The organism is Stenotrophomonas sp. YJH_SMC_106-19, assembly GCF_059368375.1.
Map to the genome: position 1 here is coordinate 1316340 of NZ_JCAFRQ010000001.1, position 17870 is coordinate 1334209.

Sequence of the window (17870 nt, forward strand, 5' to 3'; positions counted from 1 at the left end):
CCTTAAAACGAAAGATTCGTTGCAGTACGGTTTACGTTCTGTTAATTCTGCGTTTAGCGACCAGGGCCCTGGCTGCAAGGAGAACCAACAGGATGAACGACTGACCGACAAACCACTCAAATCGACTGCAGGGTGCATGCATGAAACACGGAATTCGCAGAAGTGTTCAGGCTCCAGACGCAATCACGCCATTGGCATCCGCAGTAATGGTGGCCCTCGCCACCGCGCTGCTGTCCACCAGCCCCGTTGCACGGGCGCAGGACAGCGGCACATCGACGACGCCCGACGCGGCCACCACCCTGGATACCGTTTCGGTACTGGGCAGCCGCACCAAACCGCGCACGGTGTCCTCGTCGGCGGTGCCGATCGACATCATCAGCGGTGAAGAGTTCCGCAACCAGGGCGCGACCGACGCCCTCGACCAGCTCAAAGTGCTCGTGCCTTCCTTCAACGTCAGCACGATTCCCATCGACGATGCGGCCAGCCTGGTGCGTCCGGCCAACCTGCGTGGCCTGCCGCCGGACAACACCCTGCTGCTGGTCAACGGCAAGCGTTTCCACCGCTCGGCGGTGATCACGTTCCTCGGCCACGGACTGTCCGACGGCGCACAGGGACCGGACCTGTCCGTGTTCCCCTCGCTGGCGCTGGAACAGGTGGACGTGCTGCGCGACGGCGCAGCGGCACAATACGGCTCGGACGCCATTGCCGGCGTGCTCAACTTCAGCCTGAAGAAGCTGCGCGAAGGCGGCACCGCCGAGGTGTTCGCCGGCCAGTACTACGAGGGCGACGGCCTCACCACCCAGTACTCGGCGCAGATCGGCCTGCCGCTCACCGAGCACGGCTTCGCCACCCTTACAGCCGAATGGCGCAACGCCGACGACACCTCGCGCAGTGTGCAGCGCGACGATGCCGCCGCGGTCGCAGCGGCAGGCTACCCCGGGGTGAAAGATCCTGCGCAGATCTGGGGATCGCCGAAGGTGGACGACGACCTCAAGCTGGTCGCCAACCTCGGTTACGACACCGAGAACGTGGAGTTCTACCTGTTCGGCAATTACGCCAAGCGTGAAGTGGATGGCGGGTTCTACTACCGCGACCCCACCGCACGTTCGGGCGTCTACTCCAACGATGGCGGCCAGACATTGCTGGTGGGCAACCTGACCGGCGTGGGCGCATGCCCCACCATCGCCCTGCGCGATGGCGCCGGCAACCTCCTGCCGTACGGCACCGTGAGCGGCGCGGTGGCTGCCCTACCCGCCAACTGCTTTACCTTCCTGTCCAGCCTGCCCGGCGGCTTCACCCCACGCTTCGGCGGCAAACTGGAAGACGCCTCGGTGTTCGCCGGCGCCAAAGGCACCTGGGGTGAGTGGTACTGGGACGTGAGCGGCTCCTGGGGGCGCAACGACATCGAGTTCACCATCTACAACACCGTCAACGCCTCGCTCGGTCCCGACCAGCCGGCCGGGCTGTTCTTCCGCCCGGGTGGCAATACCCAGACCGAAAAGAACCTCAACGTGGACGTCAGCCGGGACATCCCGGTCAGCTTCAGCAGCCAGCCGCTGCGCCTGGCGATGGGTGCCGAATGGCGCGAGGAGAGCTTCAGGATCAGCCCCGGTGACGGCCCGTCCACAGCCATCGGGCCGCTGACCGAACAGGGCTTCGCGCTGGGCTCCAACGGATTCAACGGCTTCAGCACGCGCACCGCCGGCACCTTTGATCGTCGCAACTGGGCCGCCTACGCCGACCTGGAAGCACAGCTCACCGAGCGGCTGCTGCTGGCCGGTGCGCTGCGCTACGAGGACTACGATTCGTTCGGCAGCACCACCACCGGCAAGCTCACCGCGCGCTTCGACTTCAACGAGCACTTCGCTCTGCGCGGCGCCTACAACACCGGCTTCCGTGCACCAACGCCCGGCCAGGCCAACATCAGCCAGATCAGCACGGTGTTCGGCGGTACCGCACTGGAAGACATCGCCACCCTGCCGCCGACCAATCCGATTGCCCAGCTCAAGGGCGCGCAGCCGCTTACTCCGGAAGAGTCCAGGAATGTGTCATTGGGTGCGGTGTGGACCGAAGGTGACTGGCTGGTCACCCTGGACGGCTATCAGATCAAGGTGGAAGACCGCATTGCCCTGAGCACCAGCTTTGCAGTCACTCCGGAGGAGCGTGCGGCGCTGGTGGCCGGCGGCAATGCGGAAGCCGCGTCCATCTCGCAGGTGACCTACTTCGGCAACGCCTTCGATACCACCACCACCGGCGTGGACCTGGTGACCAGCTTCAAGAGCAACCACTTCGGCGGGGTCACCACCTACTCGCTGGCGGCCAACTGGAACCGCACGAAGGTGGACCGCTACGACACCGACTTCATCGACGAAGCGCGCGTGTACAAGCTGGAGAAATCGCTGCCCAGGACCAAGGGCTACTTCAGCATCAATCACCAGCGGCAGATCTTCCACGCCAATCTCCGGTTCAACTATTACAGCAGCTGGTACGAGGATCACCTGGACAGCGGCGTGATCTCCGCCGAGGACGGCGGCCTGCCGATCTACGGGGGCAGCGCGTTGATCGTGGATGCGGAGGTGGGCTGGAAGTTCGATTCGGGCCTGTACGTCAGCGTGGGCGCGCAGAACCTGTTCGACCGTGTGCCGGCCAGCAACCCCTGGGGGGGCGTGGCCGGTGCGCAGTATCCGGTGCATTCGCCCTACGGATTCAACGGCGGGTTCTATTACACGCGGGTGGGCTGGAAGTTCTGACGCAGGTGCAAGTGCGCGCAACGGTGGCCATGGAAGGCCCCGTCGCTGGCGCCACCCCACCGGCTTGACCGCAGGCAGGGCGCCCCCGAGAATTACGCGACTAATTCTCATTTGCTGTTGCGCAGGATGCGGGCGGCAGCCCTCCTGGCTTTCATCCCCCGATGTTCAAGAACGTCCTGTTCCAACTGCACTGGCTGCTGGGCATCACGGCCGGCACCGTTCTGGCCATCATGGGCCTGAGCGGCGCAGCCCTGTCTTTTGAAGATGAACTGCTGCGCGCCGCCAACCCCGGCTTCGCCGCCATCGCCGAACATCACGCCGAAGGCCAGCAGCCGCTCCCCCTGAGCGAGCTGGTGCCGATGCTGCAGGCCGACAGCAAACGGCCGTTGCAGCGGCTGCGCGTGGATGCCAGCGGCCAGCGCCCATCGGTGGCCCGTTTCGCCGGCGGCAAAGCGCACTGGGTGTACTTCGACCCATACAGCGGCGAGCGCTTCAGCGCCCTGCGCGGGCAGGCCTTCTTCGACTTCGTCGAAGACCTGCACCGCCACCTCGCCGCGGGCGAGCGCGGAAAATGGATCACCGGCAGCTGCGCGATCGCCCTGCTGTTCTTCACGCTGTCCGGGCTCTACCTGCGCTGGCCCCGCCGCTGGTGGCACTGGCGAAGCTGGCTGGCCGTGGAATGGAAGCGCAGCGGCCGCGGCTTCCTGTGGAGCCTGCATTCGGTGGCCGGCACCTGGGTGCTGCTTATCTACCTGATGAGTGCCCTGACCGGCCTGTGGTGGTCGTTCGACTGGTATCGCAGCGCGGCCAATGCCCTGCTCGGCGTGGCGCCACCGGCCAAGCAGGTGATCGATGCCGGCGCCGTGCTCGACCTGCGCCGCGTGGAAGCGACGCTGTACGCGCAGGCCGGGGTGCGCACCGGTTACATCGACCTGCGGCTGCCCGAGAAGCCCGGCCAGGCACTGAATGTGCGGACCATGGCGGGCGATCCAGCATTGCGCGGCGGCCATCATGACCGCGCGCACGATCTGCTGCAGCTCGACCCTGCCAGCGGTGCGATTCTGGACGCGCGTCCCTACGCGCGCCAGGGCGCTGGCGGTCAGCTGGCTACCAGCGTGTTCGCGCTGCACTCGGGCAGCTACTTCGGGATTCCCGGGCGCATCATCGTGATGCTCAGCAGCCTGGGCATGAGCCTGTTCTTCATCACCGGCGGGCTGCTCTATCTCGACCGTCGCCGCAGCCAGCGCGCCGCACGTGCGCTGCGCCAGCCGCTGCCGGCGGCCGCAGCCAACGGCGCCGCATGGCTGATGGTGCATGCCAGCCAGAGCGGCCTGGCCGAGCAGCTGGCATGGCGCGCGGCAGCGCAGCTGCAGGCCAGCGGACAGGCGGTGCAGGTATTGCCGCTGGCAAGGATCGACGCGCACCGCCTTCAGGCGGCGAGCCACGCGCTGTTCGTGCTCAGTACCTTTGGTGACGGCGAACCGCCGGATTCGGCACGACGTGCCTCGCGCCAGCTACTGGGCCGATCCCTGGACCTGGCCACACTGCAGTTCGGCATGCTCGCGCTGGGCGACCGCCAGTACCCGCACTACTGCGCCTTCGGCCGCCAGTTCGATGCGTGGCTGCTGGGCAACGGTGCCCGCGCGATGTTCGACCGCATCGATGTGGACGCTGCATCGGTCACGGCACTGCGCCAGTGGCAGCAGCAGCTCGGCCTGTTGACCGGCATTGCTGCCGACGACAGCGTGCTGCCGGCGGCCACCCGCATGCACGACTGGCAGCTGCTGGATCGCCAGCAGCTGAACCCGGGCAGCGTCGGTGGTCCGATCTGGCGGATCCGGCTGGCCGCACCGGATGACGTGCAGTGGCAGGCCGGCGACATCCTGCATATCGCGCCGCGGCACAGCGCCGCGCATGCCCGTGCGGTACTGCTGGCGCATGGACTGGACCCGCTGCAACCGCTGCTGATCGAAGGCGACACGCAGACCCTGCAGTGCCTGGCCAGCGAACGCGAACTGCCGGACGCGGCCAGTGCGCTGCAGGTGCAGGATGCCGGACGCTGGCTGACGGCCCTGCCCGTACTGCCGGGCCGCGAGTATTCGATCGCCTCGTGCCCGGCCGATCGCGTGGTGGAACTGGTCGTGCGCCTGGTGCACGACAACAACGGGCGCCCGGGGCTGGGTTCGGGCTGGCTGTCGCTGCATGCGCCGGCAGGCGCGCACATCGCCGCGCGCGTGCACCGCAACCCCGGCTTCCATCGCGTGCCGGGCGCACCCATGGTGCTGATCGGCAACGGCACCGGCATCGCCGGCCTGCGCGGCCTGCTGCGCGAGGCGGCACACGCAGGCGAGCACGGCCACTGGCTGCTGTTCGGCGAGCGCCAGCGCGCTCATGACTTCCTGTTCGCCGATGAGGTGAGCGCATGGCAGGCGCAGGGCCATCTGATCCGGGTCGACCTGGCGTTCTCGCGCGACGCAGCGGGCGGTTACGTCCAGGACCGCCTGCGGTCGGCCTGCGATGAACTGCGGGAATGGATGCAGCGTGGCGCCGTGATCCATGTCTGCGGCTCGCTGCAGGGCATGGCCGAGGGCGTGGATCAGGTACTGCGGGGCGCGCTCGGTGACGAGGTGGTGGAAACGCTGCTCGAGAGCGGCCGCTACCGGCGCGACGTGTATTGAGCCGCGCCGCCGGGCTGGACCCGGCGGCGGACGCGATCATGCCGCCGCGCGGGCCTGACGGTCCGGCTGCAGGCGGAACGCGGACACGGCTTCGGCCAGCGCGCGCACCTGCGCCTGCATCTGCGCGGTCGACGAGCCGGCGTCTTCCACCAGGCTGGCATTGCGCTGGGTACTGGCTTCCATCTGCACGATGGCGTGGTTCACCTGGGCGATGCCTGCGTGCTGATCCTGCGAGGCGCTGCGGATGCCGGCGAGCAGGTCCGCCAGCTGCTGCACGCTGCCGACGATCTCGTCCATGGTGGTGCCCGCCTGCGCGGCCTGCACGCTGCCCTGGCCGACGCGTGCCACGGAATCCTCGATCAGCGCCTTGATCTGCCTGGCTGCCTCGGCACTGCGCTGCGCGAGCAGACGCACTTCCGCCGCCACCACCGCGAAACTGCGGCCCTGCTCTCCGGCACGCGCAGCCTCCACGGCGGCGTTGAGCGCAAGGATGTTGGTCTGGAATGCGATGCCGTCGATCAACTGGGTGATGTCCCCGATGCGGTGAGATGCTTCACTGATGCCCTGCATGGTCTCCACCACCTGACCGACGGCCACCCCACCCCGCTGTGCAACCGCTGCAGCCCCCTGCACCAGCGCATCGGCACGTCCGGCGGCGTCGGCGTTGCGGCCGACGGTGTCGGTCAGCTCATGCATCGAGGCTGCGGTCTCTTCCAGATTGGTCGCCTGCTGCTCGGTACGCTGCGAGAGGTCGTGATGGCCGGCAACGATTTCACCGACACCGCTGTCCAGGCTGGCGGCGGCGCGCTGGATGCGGGTCACGATGCGGCCGAGCTGTGCGACGGTTGCATTGGCGTCGTCGCGCATGCGTGCGAACACGCCCTGCAGCTCACCTTCCATGCGCACGCTGAGATCCCCACGGGCCAACGCCGCCAGCAATGCCTGCAGGTCCCCCAGGTTGGTTTCAAAGGTGGACAGCAGGCGGTTGATGCTGGTGGACAGCGTATGCACGAAACCGTGCTTGCCCTGCAGCGAAATGCGCCCGTGCAGGTCACCCTGCGCGGCAGCGTCGACCAGTGCCGCCACCTCGGTCTCCAGCAGCGTTTCCAGCGCACGGCTGCGCCACTCCAGCGCCACGCCCAGGAACTGGTCGTCATCGACGATGGCATTGGCGATCAACTGATAGCGCACACCGGCATGACTGATTTCCCGCTCCTGGCGGTGGCGCGCGTCGACCAGGCTGGCCAGGGCCGGATGCAGGTCCCGCGCGTCAGTGCCGACCGGCGCGTCGGCTTGCAGGCCCAGCACGTGCCGCAACGCAGGATTGGCGTAGGCCACCTGGCCTTCGGCATCGACCACCATCAGCCCGGTCTGCGCGCAGTCCAGGGCCTGGCGTACGCGCGTGTTGCCACGGGCCATCGCACGCTCGGTCTCGATGCGCGCACGCAGCCGCTGCTGCATGTCCACCAGGCGCTGTGCCAGCTGGCCGATCTCGTCGTTGGCGTTGTGCACGCGCAACGTGGTATCGAGCCGGTCATCGGCGATGTCGCTGGCGAACCGCAGGGTGTCCTGGATCGGCCTGCGCACCGCGCGCAGCACCAGCAGCAGGCTGGTGATCAGCACGCCGGCCACCAGCAGCAGGGTGAGGGCGAACAGCACGCTCATGGTGCGTGCACCGGCCTGCTGCCGCGCCTGCGCCAGGGCCAGCGCCTTCACCTGTGCCTGCTGGAAGGCGGCGAGCGCGGGCGCCACGCCGGCGGCCGTCTCCAGCAGCGATTGCGTCTCCACGTCAAGGCCGACGCGGGCAGCGGTATAGCCGAGCAGTGCCGACTGATAGGTGTCCATGCCGGTGCGGAGGGCCTCCTGCACGTCGGGCGGCAACCCCGCCAGCGCCAGATCGAACGGCAGCTTCTCTTCGCTGGCGCGGTCGGCATGAGTCGAATCGCCATCGAGCAGCAGCAGCGCTTCCTGGCGCCGCATCTTCTGCAGGTGCAGCGCCAGTGCCGGCCGGTCCAGGCCATCCACCTGCTGCTGCAGGGCATCGGCGGCCTGCTGCAGCTGTGCAGCCAGGCCGGCATCACCACGCCCCATCTCGTCCACACGTTCGAACAGCGCAGCCACTCCCTGCGAGAATCCCTCGGCGGCCTCGGTGAGCGCCTGCAATGCCTTGCGGCGACCGGCATCCATCGGCATCGCCCTGAGCGCCTTCAGATCGACCTGCAGTGCCTGCTGGGCCGCCTGCAGCTGGCTGCGGTCAGCATCGTCGAAACTGCGTGCATACTGGGTCTGCAGGCGACGCGCCTCCGCCACCCGTGTCGCCAGGCGTGCGGCCAGATCGCTGCCACGCTGGTAACTGGCCTGGCTGCGTGCGGCCTGACTGCTGGCATGGCCGGTCCAGGCATGGACGGCGGCGATCGCCACCAGGCCCGCGCCGCAGACCAGCAGGGTGGCCTTGAGTTTGTTGGCCACGCTGAGCCGATGCGGCTGCAGCCAGACCAGCAGGCGTGGAAGCGCCGAGCGCATCGCGATGAGACGGGTGCGCAGGGACCGAAGGGGGACGACGGCCGACATCACAGACTCCAGGCGGAAGGACGCACCTGTATCGGCCTGACCGGCGACAACTTTAGGCACATTGCCGACGCTGTGGCACGCACCGTGCCGGTTGCGCTCTTTGTACCGGCCCCAGGCGACGGAGACGTGACACGGCGCCCGCGCTTGACCTCAACCCCGGTTGCGGTTGCACAGTGGGATTCTTCCCACCTGCCGCCCTCGCCATGACCCCGCTCGACATCCCCCGTTATCTTCAGCGTCTGCAACTGGATGCTCCGCCGTCGCTGGACCTTGCCGGACTGACCCTGCTGGTGCAGCGCCACAACGCCCTGCTCCCTTTTGAAACCCTCAGCAGCCTGCTGCGCGACGCGGTGCCGATCGATCTGGACAGCGTGCAGCACAAGCTTCTCGACCAGCAGCGCGGCGGTTACTGCTTTGAACTCAACGGCGGCCTGCTGGCGCTCCTGCAGGCAGTGGGCTTCGACGCACAGCCGCTGAGCGCGCGCGTGCTGCTGGCAGCACAGGACGATGCCCCGACGGCGCGTACCCACCTGCTGCTGCGCGTGCACGTGGAGGGAGAGGACTGGCTCGTCGATGCCGGCTTCGGTGGCCTGACGCCGACGGTGCCGCTGCGGCTGTACGAAACGGCGCCGCAGGCCACGCCGCACGAGTCTTTCCAGCTTCAGCAGCTGGCGGGTGAAGACGACTTCGTGCTTTCCGCCCAGGCGGGCGACGCATGGCGCGCGATGTACCGCTTCGACCTGCGGCCGCCAGCGCCGATCGACAACGTGGTGGCCAACTGGTACGTGTGCACGCACCCGGATTCGGGTTTCCCCGGCCAGCTGCGCGCGTCACTGGCCGGCCCGGACTGGCGGCGCACCATCGGCAGTGGCAACTACACCGAGTACCGCCCCGGGCAGGCGCCGCTCAAGCGTCCGCTGCGCGATGCCGCCGACGTGCGCGACGTCCTGCAGTCGGCATTCGGCCTGCGCGTGCCGGACGATGCGCGGCTCGATCCGGCGATCACCGATTGGCTGCAGCGCTCGCACGCCGCATCACGGTAGCACCGCGCGGCACGGTGCCCGGGTTACGGCGTCACCGGCGCCTGCAGCGCAATGCGGTTGCCCTCGCTGTCGCAGATCTCGGCCACCCGCCAGTGGCCGGCACCATGCAGTTGCAGGTAGAAGGCAATGGCGTGAGCAGATCGCTGGCCGGAATCTCGGCATGCGCGATGGGGTTCATCGTCGCAGGATAGCGCCGCCCTGACATTCCGTGCGCATCGTTGCGGGCATGCTGGCCTGCCCACCCTTCGCGGAGCGCTGCATGACCCTGGCCGATCACCGAAGTGCACTGGCGCCACTGGGCCATCTGCGCGTCGCCATCAATCTGGGGAATCCGGTCCTTGCGCAGGGCGACACACGATCGCCGCGCGGCCCCTCGGTGGAGCTGGCCACCGCGCTGGCGCAGCGGATGGGCGTGCAGGCGCGATTCACCTGTCACGATGCGGCCGCATCGGTGGTCGCGGCGGCAGCCGACGACGCATGGGACCTGGCCTTTCTCGCCATCGATCCGGCACGTGCCGGCCGCATCGCCTTCAGTGCACCGTATGTGGAGATCGAAGGAACCTACCTGGTGCGCGAGGACAGTCCGGCGCGGCAGGTGGCCGATCTGGATCGCGATGGGCTGCGTATCGCCGTTGGCCGCGGTGCCGCCTACGATCTGTTCCTGAGCCGGGAACTGCGGCACGCCACGATCGAGCGTGCCGACACGTCGGCGACGGCCATCGATCTGTTTGACGCACGGCGCCTGGATGCCGCCGCTGGCGTGCGCCAGCCACTGCAGGCCTGGGCACTGCAGCATCCGGGACACCGCGTGCTCGCCGACCGCTTCACTGCGATCCAGCAGGCCGTGGCCGCACCTGCGGCGCGCCCCGCTGCCGCCCTGCGGGCCCTGTTCGACGAGGTCGAGGCGATCAAGGCAGGGCCCTTGCTCGAGGACGCTTTCGCACGTTCCGGACAGGCGGTCACCCTGGTGCGATGACGCAGCAGTGGCCCGCAGCACGCGACAGGTGGCTGCGTGCGCCGGGCCGGATCAGCCCTGCGTCTCCATGTGCCGCGCATGCTCGCTGGCCTGCGCATGCAACCACTCACGGAAGGCGAGGAATCCACGGTGGCGCGCCGAGCGCTGCGGATACACCAGCCAGTGCGGCCAGGCGGTTTTCAGCCGCTGCTCCGACAGCGCGACCAGCTGGCCCGAATCCAGCAGCAGGCGCGCGCGCGTCAGCCGGCCCAAGGCCACACCGACGCCATCGAGCGCTGCACGGTGATGCGCTTCCGAATCGTCGAGCACCGCCACGAACCGCGAAGGGGGGCTCTGCCCGATCAGGGCAAACCACGCGGCCCATGCGCCATCCGGATCGCCCAGCAGCGGCCACTGCGCCAGTGGAGCACGGTCGATGCCGCCCATCCGCGCGATCAGCGCCGGGCTGGCCATCGGCACCAGCCACTCATCGAACAGCCGCTCGACCACCAGCCCGGCCCATTGCCCGCCGCCTACGCGCAAGGCTGCGTCGAACTGCAGCTGCCGATCGAAATCGACAAGGCGCTCGCTGGACTGCAGGTTGATCTCGATCTGCGGGTGTGCGGCGACGAAATGACCCAGCCGTGGCACCAGCCATGCGGAGGCCATCGACGGTACGGCGCTGATCGTCAGCACATGTTCGGCGCGCGCGGCGTAGCGCTGGAACACCTCGTTGATTGCATCCAGGTGCGGCCCGACCCGATCGAGCAGGCGCTGGCCCTCCAGGGTCAGTGCGACCCCGCGCGCCTGGCGGACCAGCAGCGGCTGGCCGAGGCGTTCTTCGAGCTGCCGCATCTGGTGGCTGAGCGCGCTGACGGTCAGGTTCATCGACGCCGCGGCGCGTGACAGGTTGCCCAGGCGCGCGGCAGCCACGAAACCCTGCAGGGCATGGAGGGGTGGGCGGGACATGAGGCTTGAATCCTGTTCAAGTCAAGCTTGCGGAAATGTCGCTTTTTGCGTCCTCATGCTGCCCGTATCGTTCAATCCACTCAAGTGGAGCGACGATCATGAACATCTTCAGCAGTCTGTTGTTCCTGCACGGTCACATCGCAAGCGCCGAGCTGGCCCGCCAGTTGGCCACGCCGGTGGCCAGCACGACCGGGGTACCGGGAAAGCCGTACCGGACCACACACCTCGACCGTCCAGCTGCGGCAAAGGTGCCTTGCCCCACCTGCCCCGCCCCGCGCTGAGCGCGACAGCGGCGGGCTCACAGGGGCCGGGCCGCTAGTGCCCGTACCAGGCCTGCACATGGGGCGGCAGCGATGGCAGCGGGTCGATGTCCAGCGCGCGATAGCCATCGAGGGTATCGCGCAGCACCGCCGGTCCGGGGCTGCCCGGCATGCGCAGGCTTTCCTCTTCCGGCAGCTGGAGGGCGGCCCAGTCATGCAGGCGATCCAGCCGCTGGACCATGGCGGCGCGCAGCCAGGGGCGCAGCGGGAAGGTCCGATATCCGCGCCCATCCAGCGCACGCACAGCATCGGACAGGGCCTGGTTCGCGCCACGCACCCATTCGGTGCGTCCGCCGGCCTTGTCCTGCACGGTCATCGGTGCCGGCGCGCGATGTGCACGAAAGGGGGAACGCAACTCCAGCTCCAGGTCACGCGCATCGCGCTCGGTTTCCGCCTCCACCAGCGCCCCGGCGCACAGATCGAAGAACTCGAACCAGCGCCGATGCAGTGCGCTGATGCGGCCGAGCGGGTCACGCGTAAAGCCGATCTTGGCGTAATCCTCCCAGGCGCAGGGAAAGACGTAGGCGAAGACACGACCATCGATGCGGATCTGCGGTTCCATCGGCGCAGGCTGCATCGCCCCGGACGCGATGGCAACCGGGCCGGACCGTGCACTGTTCTGCTCAAGGCCGCTGCAGTACGTCCTGCACTGCGGCAGCCACGTCGGTGTTGTCGATGTAGCTGCCATCATTCCACCGCACATGCTGGCGGTAACCGGCGTCGATGCCGCGCACTCGGGCGGTGAGCCGCTCGGCGCCCGCGCCCTTGGCCCACAGCGGTACCAGTGCGTTGGAGTGATTGCCGGTGGGGCGGAAGCTCATCCCCGGCATCCGCCCGCGCCCGTTGTTGCGCACCGGCTCGAACGCCACCTGCTGCGCGTCGGGGCCCATCGGCATGCTGTTGTCGTGGTCGGTGGTGACGATCAGCAGATTGCGCTGCCATCCGCCGTTGCGCTCGATCCACGCCACCACCGCCGATACCGCATCGTTGAACTCGACCGTCTCTTCGATCAGGCGGCCGTACTGCGGCTGGTCGCCGCACTGGCCGTAATGCCATTCGGTGCCGCACGCACTGGTATGCGCGGCCCAGTCGGTGGCCCCACCTTCCACCATCAGGAACAGGCCCTTGGACGAGCGCTGCTGCAGGAACTGCAGGGCGCCGCGGGTCATGGTCGCCAGGTCCGGCACGCTGTCGATCTTCCTCACGCCGGAGGGAGTGGTCTCATCCCTGCCCAGGACCTGCAGCTGACGCGCCTGCTGCAGGGTGCTGGCCACACGCGGTACGCCGATCAACGGGCGGTCGGCTGGCAACCTCCCCTGTGCAAGCGCAGCGAACGCTTCCTTGCTGCGGATCAACCGCCACGGTCCGGCAGGATTGCCAGCGATGGGGGTACCTGCTTCCAGCTGCTGCCAGTCCTGCTGCGACACCCACTCCCAGGGGTTCGCGCAACCCTCGGCCTTCACTGCGCCCGCATCGTCATCGCAGGCGCGGCCATCGACGCTGTAGCCGGGGCCGCCGGTTCCCATGACCAGGTCCATGTGGCCCTGGGCCAGCATCTGGTGGGCGATGGCATGGTAGTTGTTGCGCGACGCGTTCTGCGCGGCGAACGCGGCCGGTGTCGCGTGCGAGAACGGCACCGAGGTGACCACACCGGTTGCCATGCCCAGGCGCTTGGCGCGCAGGGTGTTGAACTCGACCGCGACGCCGTCGTTGTTGACGTTGATGGCGTTGTTGTACGTCTTGATGCCCGACGACAACGCCGTGCCCGCCGCGGCGCTGTCGGTCGCCACCGCGGCCAGGTACTGATAACCGGCGAACGGAAGATCCGCTGCCGGTACCGGGGTGGCATCCCATGCTTTCGCGGCGTCGTAGCCGAGCGTCTGCGCCGAATCGTGCGTGGGCTGGCTGCTGGCGTTGAGCGGGAACGTGGCCACCGCAAGGCGCTGCGGGAAGTGCGCGTACGGGGCGCCTTCGCGGCTGCCATACTGCCAGTACGCGGCGGCATCCCAGGTTCCCCAGCCCGCGCCGTCGTTGATCATCACGATCACGTTGTGCGGGTAGCCGCCGGTCGCCACCGGCGCCTGCGCACGCGGTGCCGGCTGGCAGCCGGCGAGGGCTGCCAGCGCGGCCAGAATCGAAGGGTAGAGCCAACGGCGCGGCGTGTGTGCGGTCATCGTGCATCCTGTGGGGTCGGGCAGGCGGCCCGGAATGCGCGACGTTATATCATTGCAATATTGCAGATTCACGCATCCTGGCAGCGGTATCCTGTGAACGTCTCCCCTGCCGCGCCACCATGCCGTCTCCACGTTCCCCGGTCTCGTCGATCACTCTGGATGCCGGCAGCTTCGCGGTCATCCACCAGGAGAACGCCGACCTGCAGCGTCCGCCTGCTTCACTGACCAAACTGATGACCGCGTACGCAGCCTACGAACAGGTCGCATCCGGCGCCGCCGCTTGGGAGATGCCGGTGACCGTTGCCGCCGAGGACGTGCACGCGGTTGCTGACGATGAAACGCGCATGGGCCTGGTGCCCGGCGAAACGGTCACACTGGGCCGGCTGCTGCAGGGCATGCTGGTGGTATCGGGCAACGACGCGGCCCTTGTGCTTGCCCGCCATCTGCACGGCTCGCAGGCGGCGTACCTGCAGCACATGAACGCGCTGGCGCGGCGTCTCGGCCTGGGCAGTACCTGGTTCGCGTCGGTGTCCGGCATCACCACGCCGCGGCACGTATCCAGCGCACGCGACATGGCGGTGCTGGCGGGCCGCCTGCTGGCAGATCATCCGCAGGTGCTGGCCATCACCGCACAGCCAGCGTTCGCACACGGGACGTTCAGCCGCAGCAACCAGAACGCACTGCTCGCCGATGAAGGTGTGGACGGCCTGAAGACCGGCTATACCCGCGCGGCCGGGTTCTGCCTGGCGGCTACGGCGCGCCGCCCCATCGCCGGACACGCGCAGCCGGTGCGATTGATCACCGTGGTGCTTGGCTCGGAAGACCGCGAAGCACGCGATGCGCGGGTGCGCAGGCATCTTGCCAGTGGATTCGCCGCGTTGGCCGGTGACACCGTCGCAGAAGCCTGACCTGCGCGGGCAGTCAGTCCCGTACAACGGTGGATACGATCACCCGCTGCAGTTCGCGTTCCGCGTCGGCTTTGCCGATAGCGCCATTGGCCACCGCTTCGGACAGCGCTTCGGCAGCGCCGAGGATCGCCCAGCGCCCCTCCACCGGTACCTGACCGTCACCGGCGAACGGGCCCAGCCAGTCCGCGCAGTTGTCGATGAACTCCTGCTGGTAGCAGTGCCGCACCTCGCGCAGCTCCGGCGCGCCGACCAGCGCTGCGAGGATGCTCTGCACGTCGCTGCCCTGGCTCAGCACGCAGTCGATGTAACCGGACGCGATGGCCGCTGCGCGCGCGGTCAGTTCTGCCGGCGCCGCGGCGATACGGTCATTGAAAATGAGCGTCTGCCGCTGGTCGTAGTCATGGTAGAGCGCCGCCAGCAGGCCGTTGCGCGTCACGAAGTGATCGTAGGCCACCGGCTTGGTCACGCCCGCCGCTTCGGCCAGGCGCCCCAGGGTCAAGGCATCGGTGCCTTCGGCGCCTACCAGCGCCCATGCGACATCCAGCAGCTGGCGGGCCCGCTGCTCGCGGGTCAGTCGGCGACGCGTGGGGGTGTCGGTGGCAGGCATCGGCGGAACACGGCTGTCAGCTCGTTGGATGTCCGATTTTACGGCCGATCTCCATCGCGGTCTGCAGATGCGCCGCGGCCGCCCCGGTGTCCGCCTCCAGCAGCAGGGTGGAGGACAGCACGCGCGCGCCGCAGTAATCGAAGATGCCCATGTCGATCTGCGTGTTCATGGCCGCGCCATAGCCACGGCGTTCAATCATCGCGGCATCGGCACCCCCGATACCGACCAGATGCACCTGCAGCCGCTGCAGCCGCTTCTCCACTTTTCCATCGGCACCCTCGGCGTAGGCCCAGCCCTGGGTGAAAACGCGATCGATCCAGCCCTTCAGCAGCGCCGGGAACGACCACCAGTAGAGCGGGTAGACCAGCACCAGCGTGTCGGTCGCATCCAGCCGTGCGTGCTCGGCCGCCACATCGGCCGGTGGCGGCGCGATGCCGCGGAACAGGGCCTGGTCCTGCCCGTTGAAGCGCGGGTCGAAGCCTTCGGCCATCAGATCGGCCATGGCGGTGGTATTGCTCTCATCGGCATCGGCGATGGCCTGCGCGATGCGAGCGGCTACCGCGTGGGTCAGCGAGGCAGGATCGGGATGGGCAACAACAATCAGGCTGTGCATGGGCAACTCCTTTGGAGATTAGTTACTAATGGTAACTAGCGCACCCAGCCCGATCAGCACTGCCAGCAGGACACTGTTTCTGGCGTCCTGTATCGCCTCAAGTCAAATGCAAATGATTCGTGATACGATTGTTAAGGAGATCTGAAACCCCACACGGACGTCCCAGCCATCGCCAGTGGACCCCTCACCCGGAGTACCGCGCGATGTTGCATGCCAGTCTGAAGTCCCGTCGTTCCGTTGCCACGCTGGCCGTGGCCATCGGCCTTGCCCTCGCCTCCCAGGCCCACGCCGAGGCGTCAGCCGATGCCGCCGCCAAGCAGATGGACACCGTGGTGGTCACCGCCACCGGCGCCCAGCAATGGATCCGGGATGCCCCCGCCAGCATCAGCGTGATCACCCGCGAGGACATCGAGCGCAAGCCGGTCAGCAGCATCGGCCAGCTGTTGAGCACCGTGCCCGGCGTGACCGGCGGTTACGCGCTGTCCGGTGCGCAGTCGAAGATCCGGCTGCGCGGCCTGCCCGAGCAGTACACACTGATCCTGATCGATGGCCGCCGCCAGGGCAGCTCGGCCGGCGTGAACTATCGTGATGACCTGGGCCCGCAGGATCTGAACTGGCTGTCGCCGGACATGATCGAACGCATCGAAGTGGTGCGCGGCCCGATGTCCTCGCTGTACGGATCGGACGCGATGGGGGGTGTGATCAACATCATCACCCGCAAGATCGCCGACCACTGGGGCGGCTCGGCCACCTTCAACTACAGCAAGCCCGATTCGGACACCCGCGGCAACACCACGCAGATGGGAGCGCTGTTCAGTGGCCCGCTGACCGACAACCTGGGCGTGCGCATCGGCGCCAACGTCACTGACCGCGAATCTGACAGCGGCGCGCGGCAGACACCGGGCAACAAGGCAGAGAACGCCAACGTGCTGTTCAACTGGCGCATCAGCGACAGCCACGTCGTGGGCGTGGAGGCCTCGCGCGGAACGCAGCGCAACAGCGGGGCCGGCCAGGTCAACAGCTGGGGACTGTCCAAGCTGGTGCAGACCGGCTACGTGATCCGCCATGACGGCACCTACAGCGACGCCACCACGTCGAAGACCACGCTGGTGCAGAACGAATACGAAGACAAGGGCAGCGACGTCGGCAACCGTTCGAAGGAAACGGTGTTCGATACCGCCTTCAACACCGGCTTCCACTGGGGCGTCGAGCACAGCCTGAATGTGGGCGGGCAGTGGAAACGCGAGGAGTTGGAGAACAGCGACACCATCGGTACCGTTCCGGTCACCTGGACGGGCAGCGGCCGCATCAGCCCGACCAGCGAGGCCGACTCCTGGGCGCTCTTCGCCGAGGACCACCTCACCCTGCACGAGCGCTTCGTGCTGACCCTGGGCCTGCGCTGGGACAACACGGAAAACTACGATGACAACCTGAGCCCGCGCATCTACGGCGTCTGGCACCCGGCCGATGCATGGACCGTGCGCGGCGGCATTTCCAAGGGCTTCCGTGCCCCCAACCTGAAGCAGGGAACGGCCGGCGCTGCGACCCAGTCCGGCGGCAACGGCTGCCGTGCCCTGACCGCCGAAGGCTGGAGCAGCCGTTCGGTGAATGCCGACGGCACGCGCGGCTGCTACATGGCCGGCAACCCGAACCTGGAACCGGAGACCAGCACCAACTACGAGCTGGGCGTGGGCTTCGACCGCGAGGGCTGGTCGGCCTCGGCCACCTACTTCCTGACCAACTTCGACGACAAGATCGAACAGGTGCCGCTGAGCCAGATCCCCGGCCAGACCACCAGCTTCGTCAACGGCTACTGGTGGACGGTGGCACAGAACATCCAGAAGGCACGCACCCGCGGTGTGGAAGCCAGCGTGACCGTGCCGCTGCACGAACGCCTGAACTGGACCACCCACGCCACGCGCATGCTGGAATCGAAGAACCGCACCACCGGCGCCACCCTGCTGGTAGTACCGGAGCTGACCGCCAACACCTCGCTGGAATGGCAGGTGACCGATGCCTGGTCGTTGAATGCCAGTGCGCAGCACATCGGCAAGCAACTGGTATCGGCCACCAGCGCCACCTTCGCCAAGGCGTACACCACCTGGGATCTGGTGACCGGCTTCGACGTGAACGAGAACCTGACCCTGCGTGCCGGCGTCCTGAACGTAGGCGACGTGTCCACCATCGACGAAGGCAACAACTACGACGGCGGCGCGCGCACCTTCTTCGTGGGCGCCACCGCACGGTTCTGATGCAGCACTGGCTCGGATCCCTTCGCGCAG

13 protein-coding genes are annotated in these 17870 nt (G+C 67.8%); 7 read left to right on the forward strand and 6 right to left on the reverse strand.

The window, feature by feature from the left end:
- Nucleotides 1-206: 206 nt before the first annotated feature.
- Complete coding sequence (locus tag AC5P5M_RS05885; protein WP_164151368.1) at nt 207-2750, forward strand: TonB-dependent receptor plug domain-containing protein; 2544 nt, start codon at nt 207-209, stop codon at nt 2748-2750.
- Between the two features lie 161 nt (nt 2751-2911).
- A complete protein-coding gene (locus AC5P5M_RS05890; protein ID WP_495205653.1) occupies nt 2912-5428 on the forward strand; it encodes a PepSY domain-containing protein in 2517 nt (838 codons plus the stop codon).
- A gap of 36 nt (nt 5429-5464) precedes the next feature.
- Here AC5P5M_RS05890 and AC5P5M_RS05895 read toward each other — a convergent pair whose 3' ends face one another.
- Nucleotides 5465-7999 carry a methyl-accepting chemotaxis protein gene (locus AC5P5M_RS05895; protein WP_495205654.1) on the reverse strand — a complete coding sequence of 845 codons (2535 nt, stop codon included), beginning with the start codon at nt 7997-7999 and terminating at the stop codon, nt 5465-5467.
- A 203-nt stretch (nt 8000-8202) separates the two neighbouring features.
- Here AC5P5M_RS05895 and AC5P5M_RS05900 point away from each other — a divergent pair, with 203 nt between their 5' ends.
- Together AC5P5M_RS05900 and AC5P5M_RS05905 are read left to right on the forward strand one after the other, a co-directional pair.
- Complete coding sequence (locus AC5P5M_RS05900) at nt 8203-9042, forward strand: arylamine N-acetyltransferase family protein (protein ID WP_495205655.1); 840 nt, start codon at nt 8203-8205, stop codon at nt 9040-9042.
- A gap of 259 nt (nt 9043-9301) precedes the next feature.
- On the forward strand, nt 9302-10018 hold the full coding sequence (locus tag AC5P5M_RS05905) for a transporter substrate-binding domain-containing protein (protein WP_495205656.1): 717 nt from the start codon (nt 9302-9304) through the stop codon (nt 10016-10018).
- Between the two features lie 51 nt (nt 10019-10069).
- Here the strand turns inward: AC5P5M_RS05905 and AC5P5M_RS05910 are convergent, their stop codons facing one another.
- Nucleotides 10070-10966, reverse strand: coding sequence for a LysR substrate-binding domain-containing protein (locus AC5P5M_RS05910; protein WP_065174425.1), 897 nt, complete (start codon nt 10964-10966; stop codon nt 10070-10072).
- A gap of 98 nt (nt 10967-11064) precedes the next feature.
- Between AC5P5M_RS05910 and AC5P5M_RS05915 the strand changes: the two genes are divergently transcribed.
- A complete protein-coding gene (locus AC5P5M_RS05915) occupies nt 11065-11247 on the forward strand; it encodes a hypothetical protein (protein ID WP_459062376.1) in 183 nt (60 codons plus the stop codon).
- 34 nt (nt 11248-11281) lie between these two features.
- Here the strand turns inward: AC5P5M_RS05915 and AC5P5M_RS05920 are convergent, their stop codons facing one another.
- The gene (locus AC5P5M_RS05920; RefSeq protein ID WP_111186278.1) at nt 11282-11848 is read right to left on the reverse strand and encodes a GIY-YIG nuclease family protein; all 567 of its coding nucleotides are present in this window, start codon (nt 11846-11848) and stop codon (nt 11282-11284) included.
- Between the two features lie 61 nt (nt 11849-11909).
- The gene (locus tag AC5P5M_RS05925) at nt 11910-13460 is read right to left on the reverse strand and encodes an alkaline phosphatase (RefSeq protein ID WP_495205657.1); all 1551 of its coding nucleotides are present in this window, start codon (nt 13458-13460) and stop codon (nt 11910-11912) included.
- Between the two features lie 119 nt (nt 13461-13579).
- Here AC5P5M_RS05925 and AC5P5M_RS05930 point away from each other — a divergent pair, with 119 nt between their 5' ends.
- Entirely contained in the window at nt 13580-14368 is a 789-nt protein-coding gene (locus AC5P5M_RS05930) for a D-alanyl-D-alanine carboxypeptidase family protein (protein ID WP_180875467.1), read from the forward strand.
- A 13-nt stretch (nt 14369-14381) separates the two neighbouring features.
- On the opposite strand, the gene AC5P5M_RS05935 is transcribed toward AC5P5M_RS05930, so the two are convergent.
- Together AC5P5M_RS05935 and AC5P5M_RS05940 are read right to left on the reverse strand one after the other, a co-directional pair.
- Nucleotides 14382-14975 carry a TetR/AcrR family transcriptional regulator gene (locus tag AC5P5M_RS05935; RefSeq protein WP_053515691.1) on the reverse strand — a complete coding sequence of 198 codons (594 nt, stop codon included), beginning with the start codon at nt 14973-14975 and terminating at the stop codon, nt 14382-14384.
- Nucleotides 14976-14991: 16 nt separating this feature from the next.
- Nucleotides 14992-15588 (reverse strand): NAD(P)H-dependent oxidoreductase, encoded by a 597-nt coding sequence (locus AC5P5M_RS05940; protein ID WP_053515689.1) that lies wholly within the window; start codon nt 15586-15588, stop codon nt 14992-14994.
- Between the two features lie 203 nt (nt 15589-15791).
- On the opposite strand from AC5P5M_RS05940, the gene AC5P5M_RS05945 reads away from it, so the two are divergent.
- Nucleotides 15792-17840, forward strand: coding sequence for a TonB-dependent receptor domain-containing protein (locus tag AC5P5M_RS05945; RefSeq protein ID WP_495205658.1), 2049 nt, complete (start codon nt 15792-15794; stop codon nt 17838-17840).
- The last annotated feature ends 30 nt before the right edge of the window (nt 17841-17870 follow it).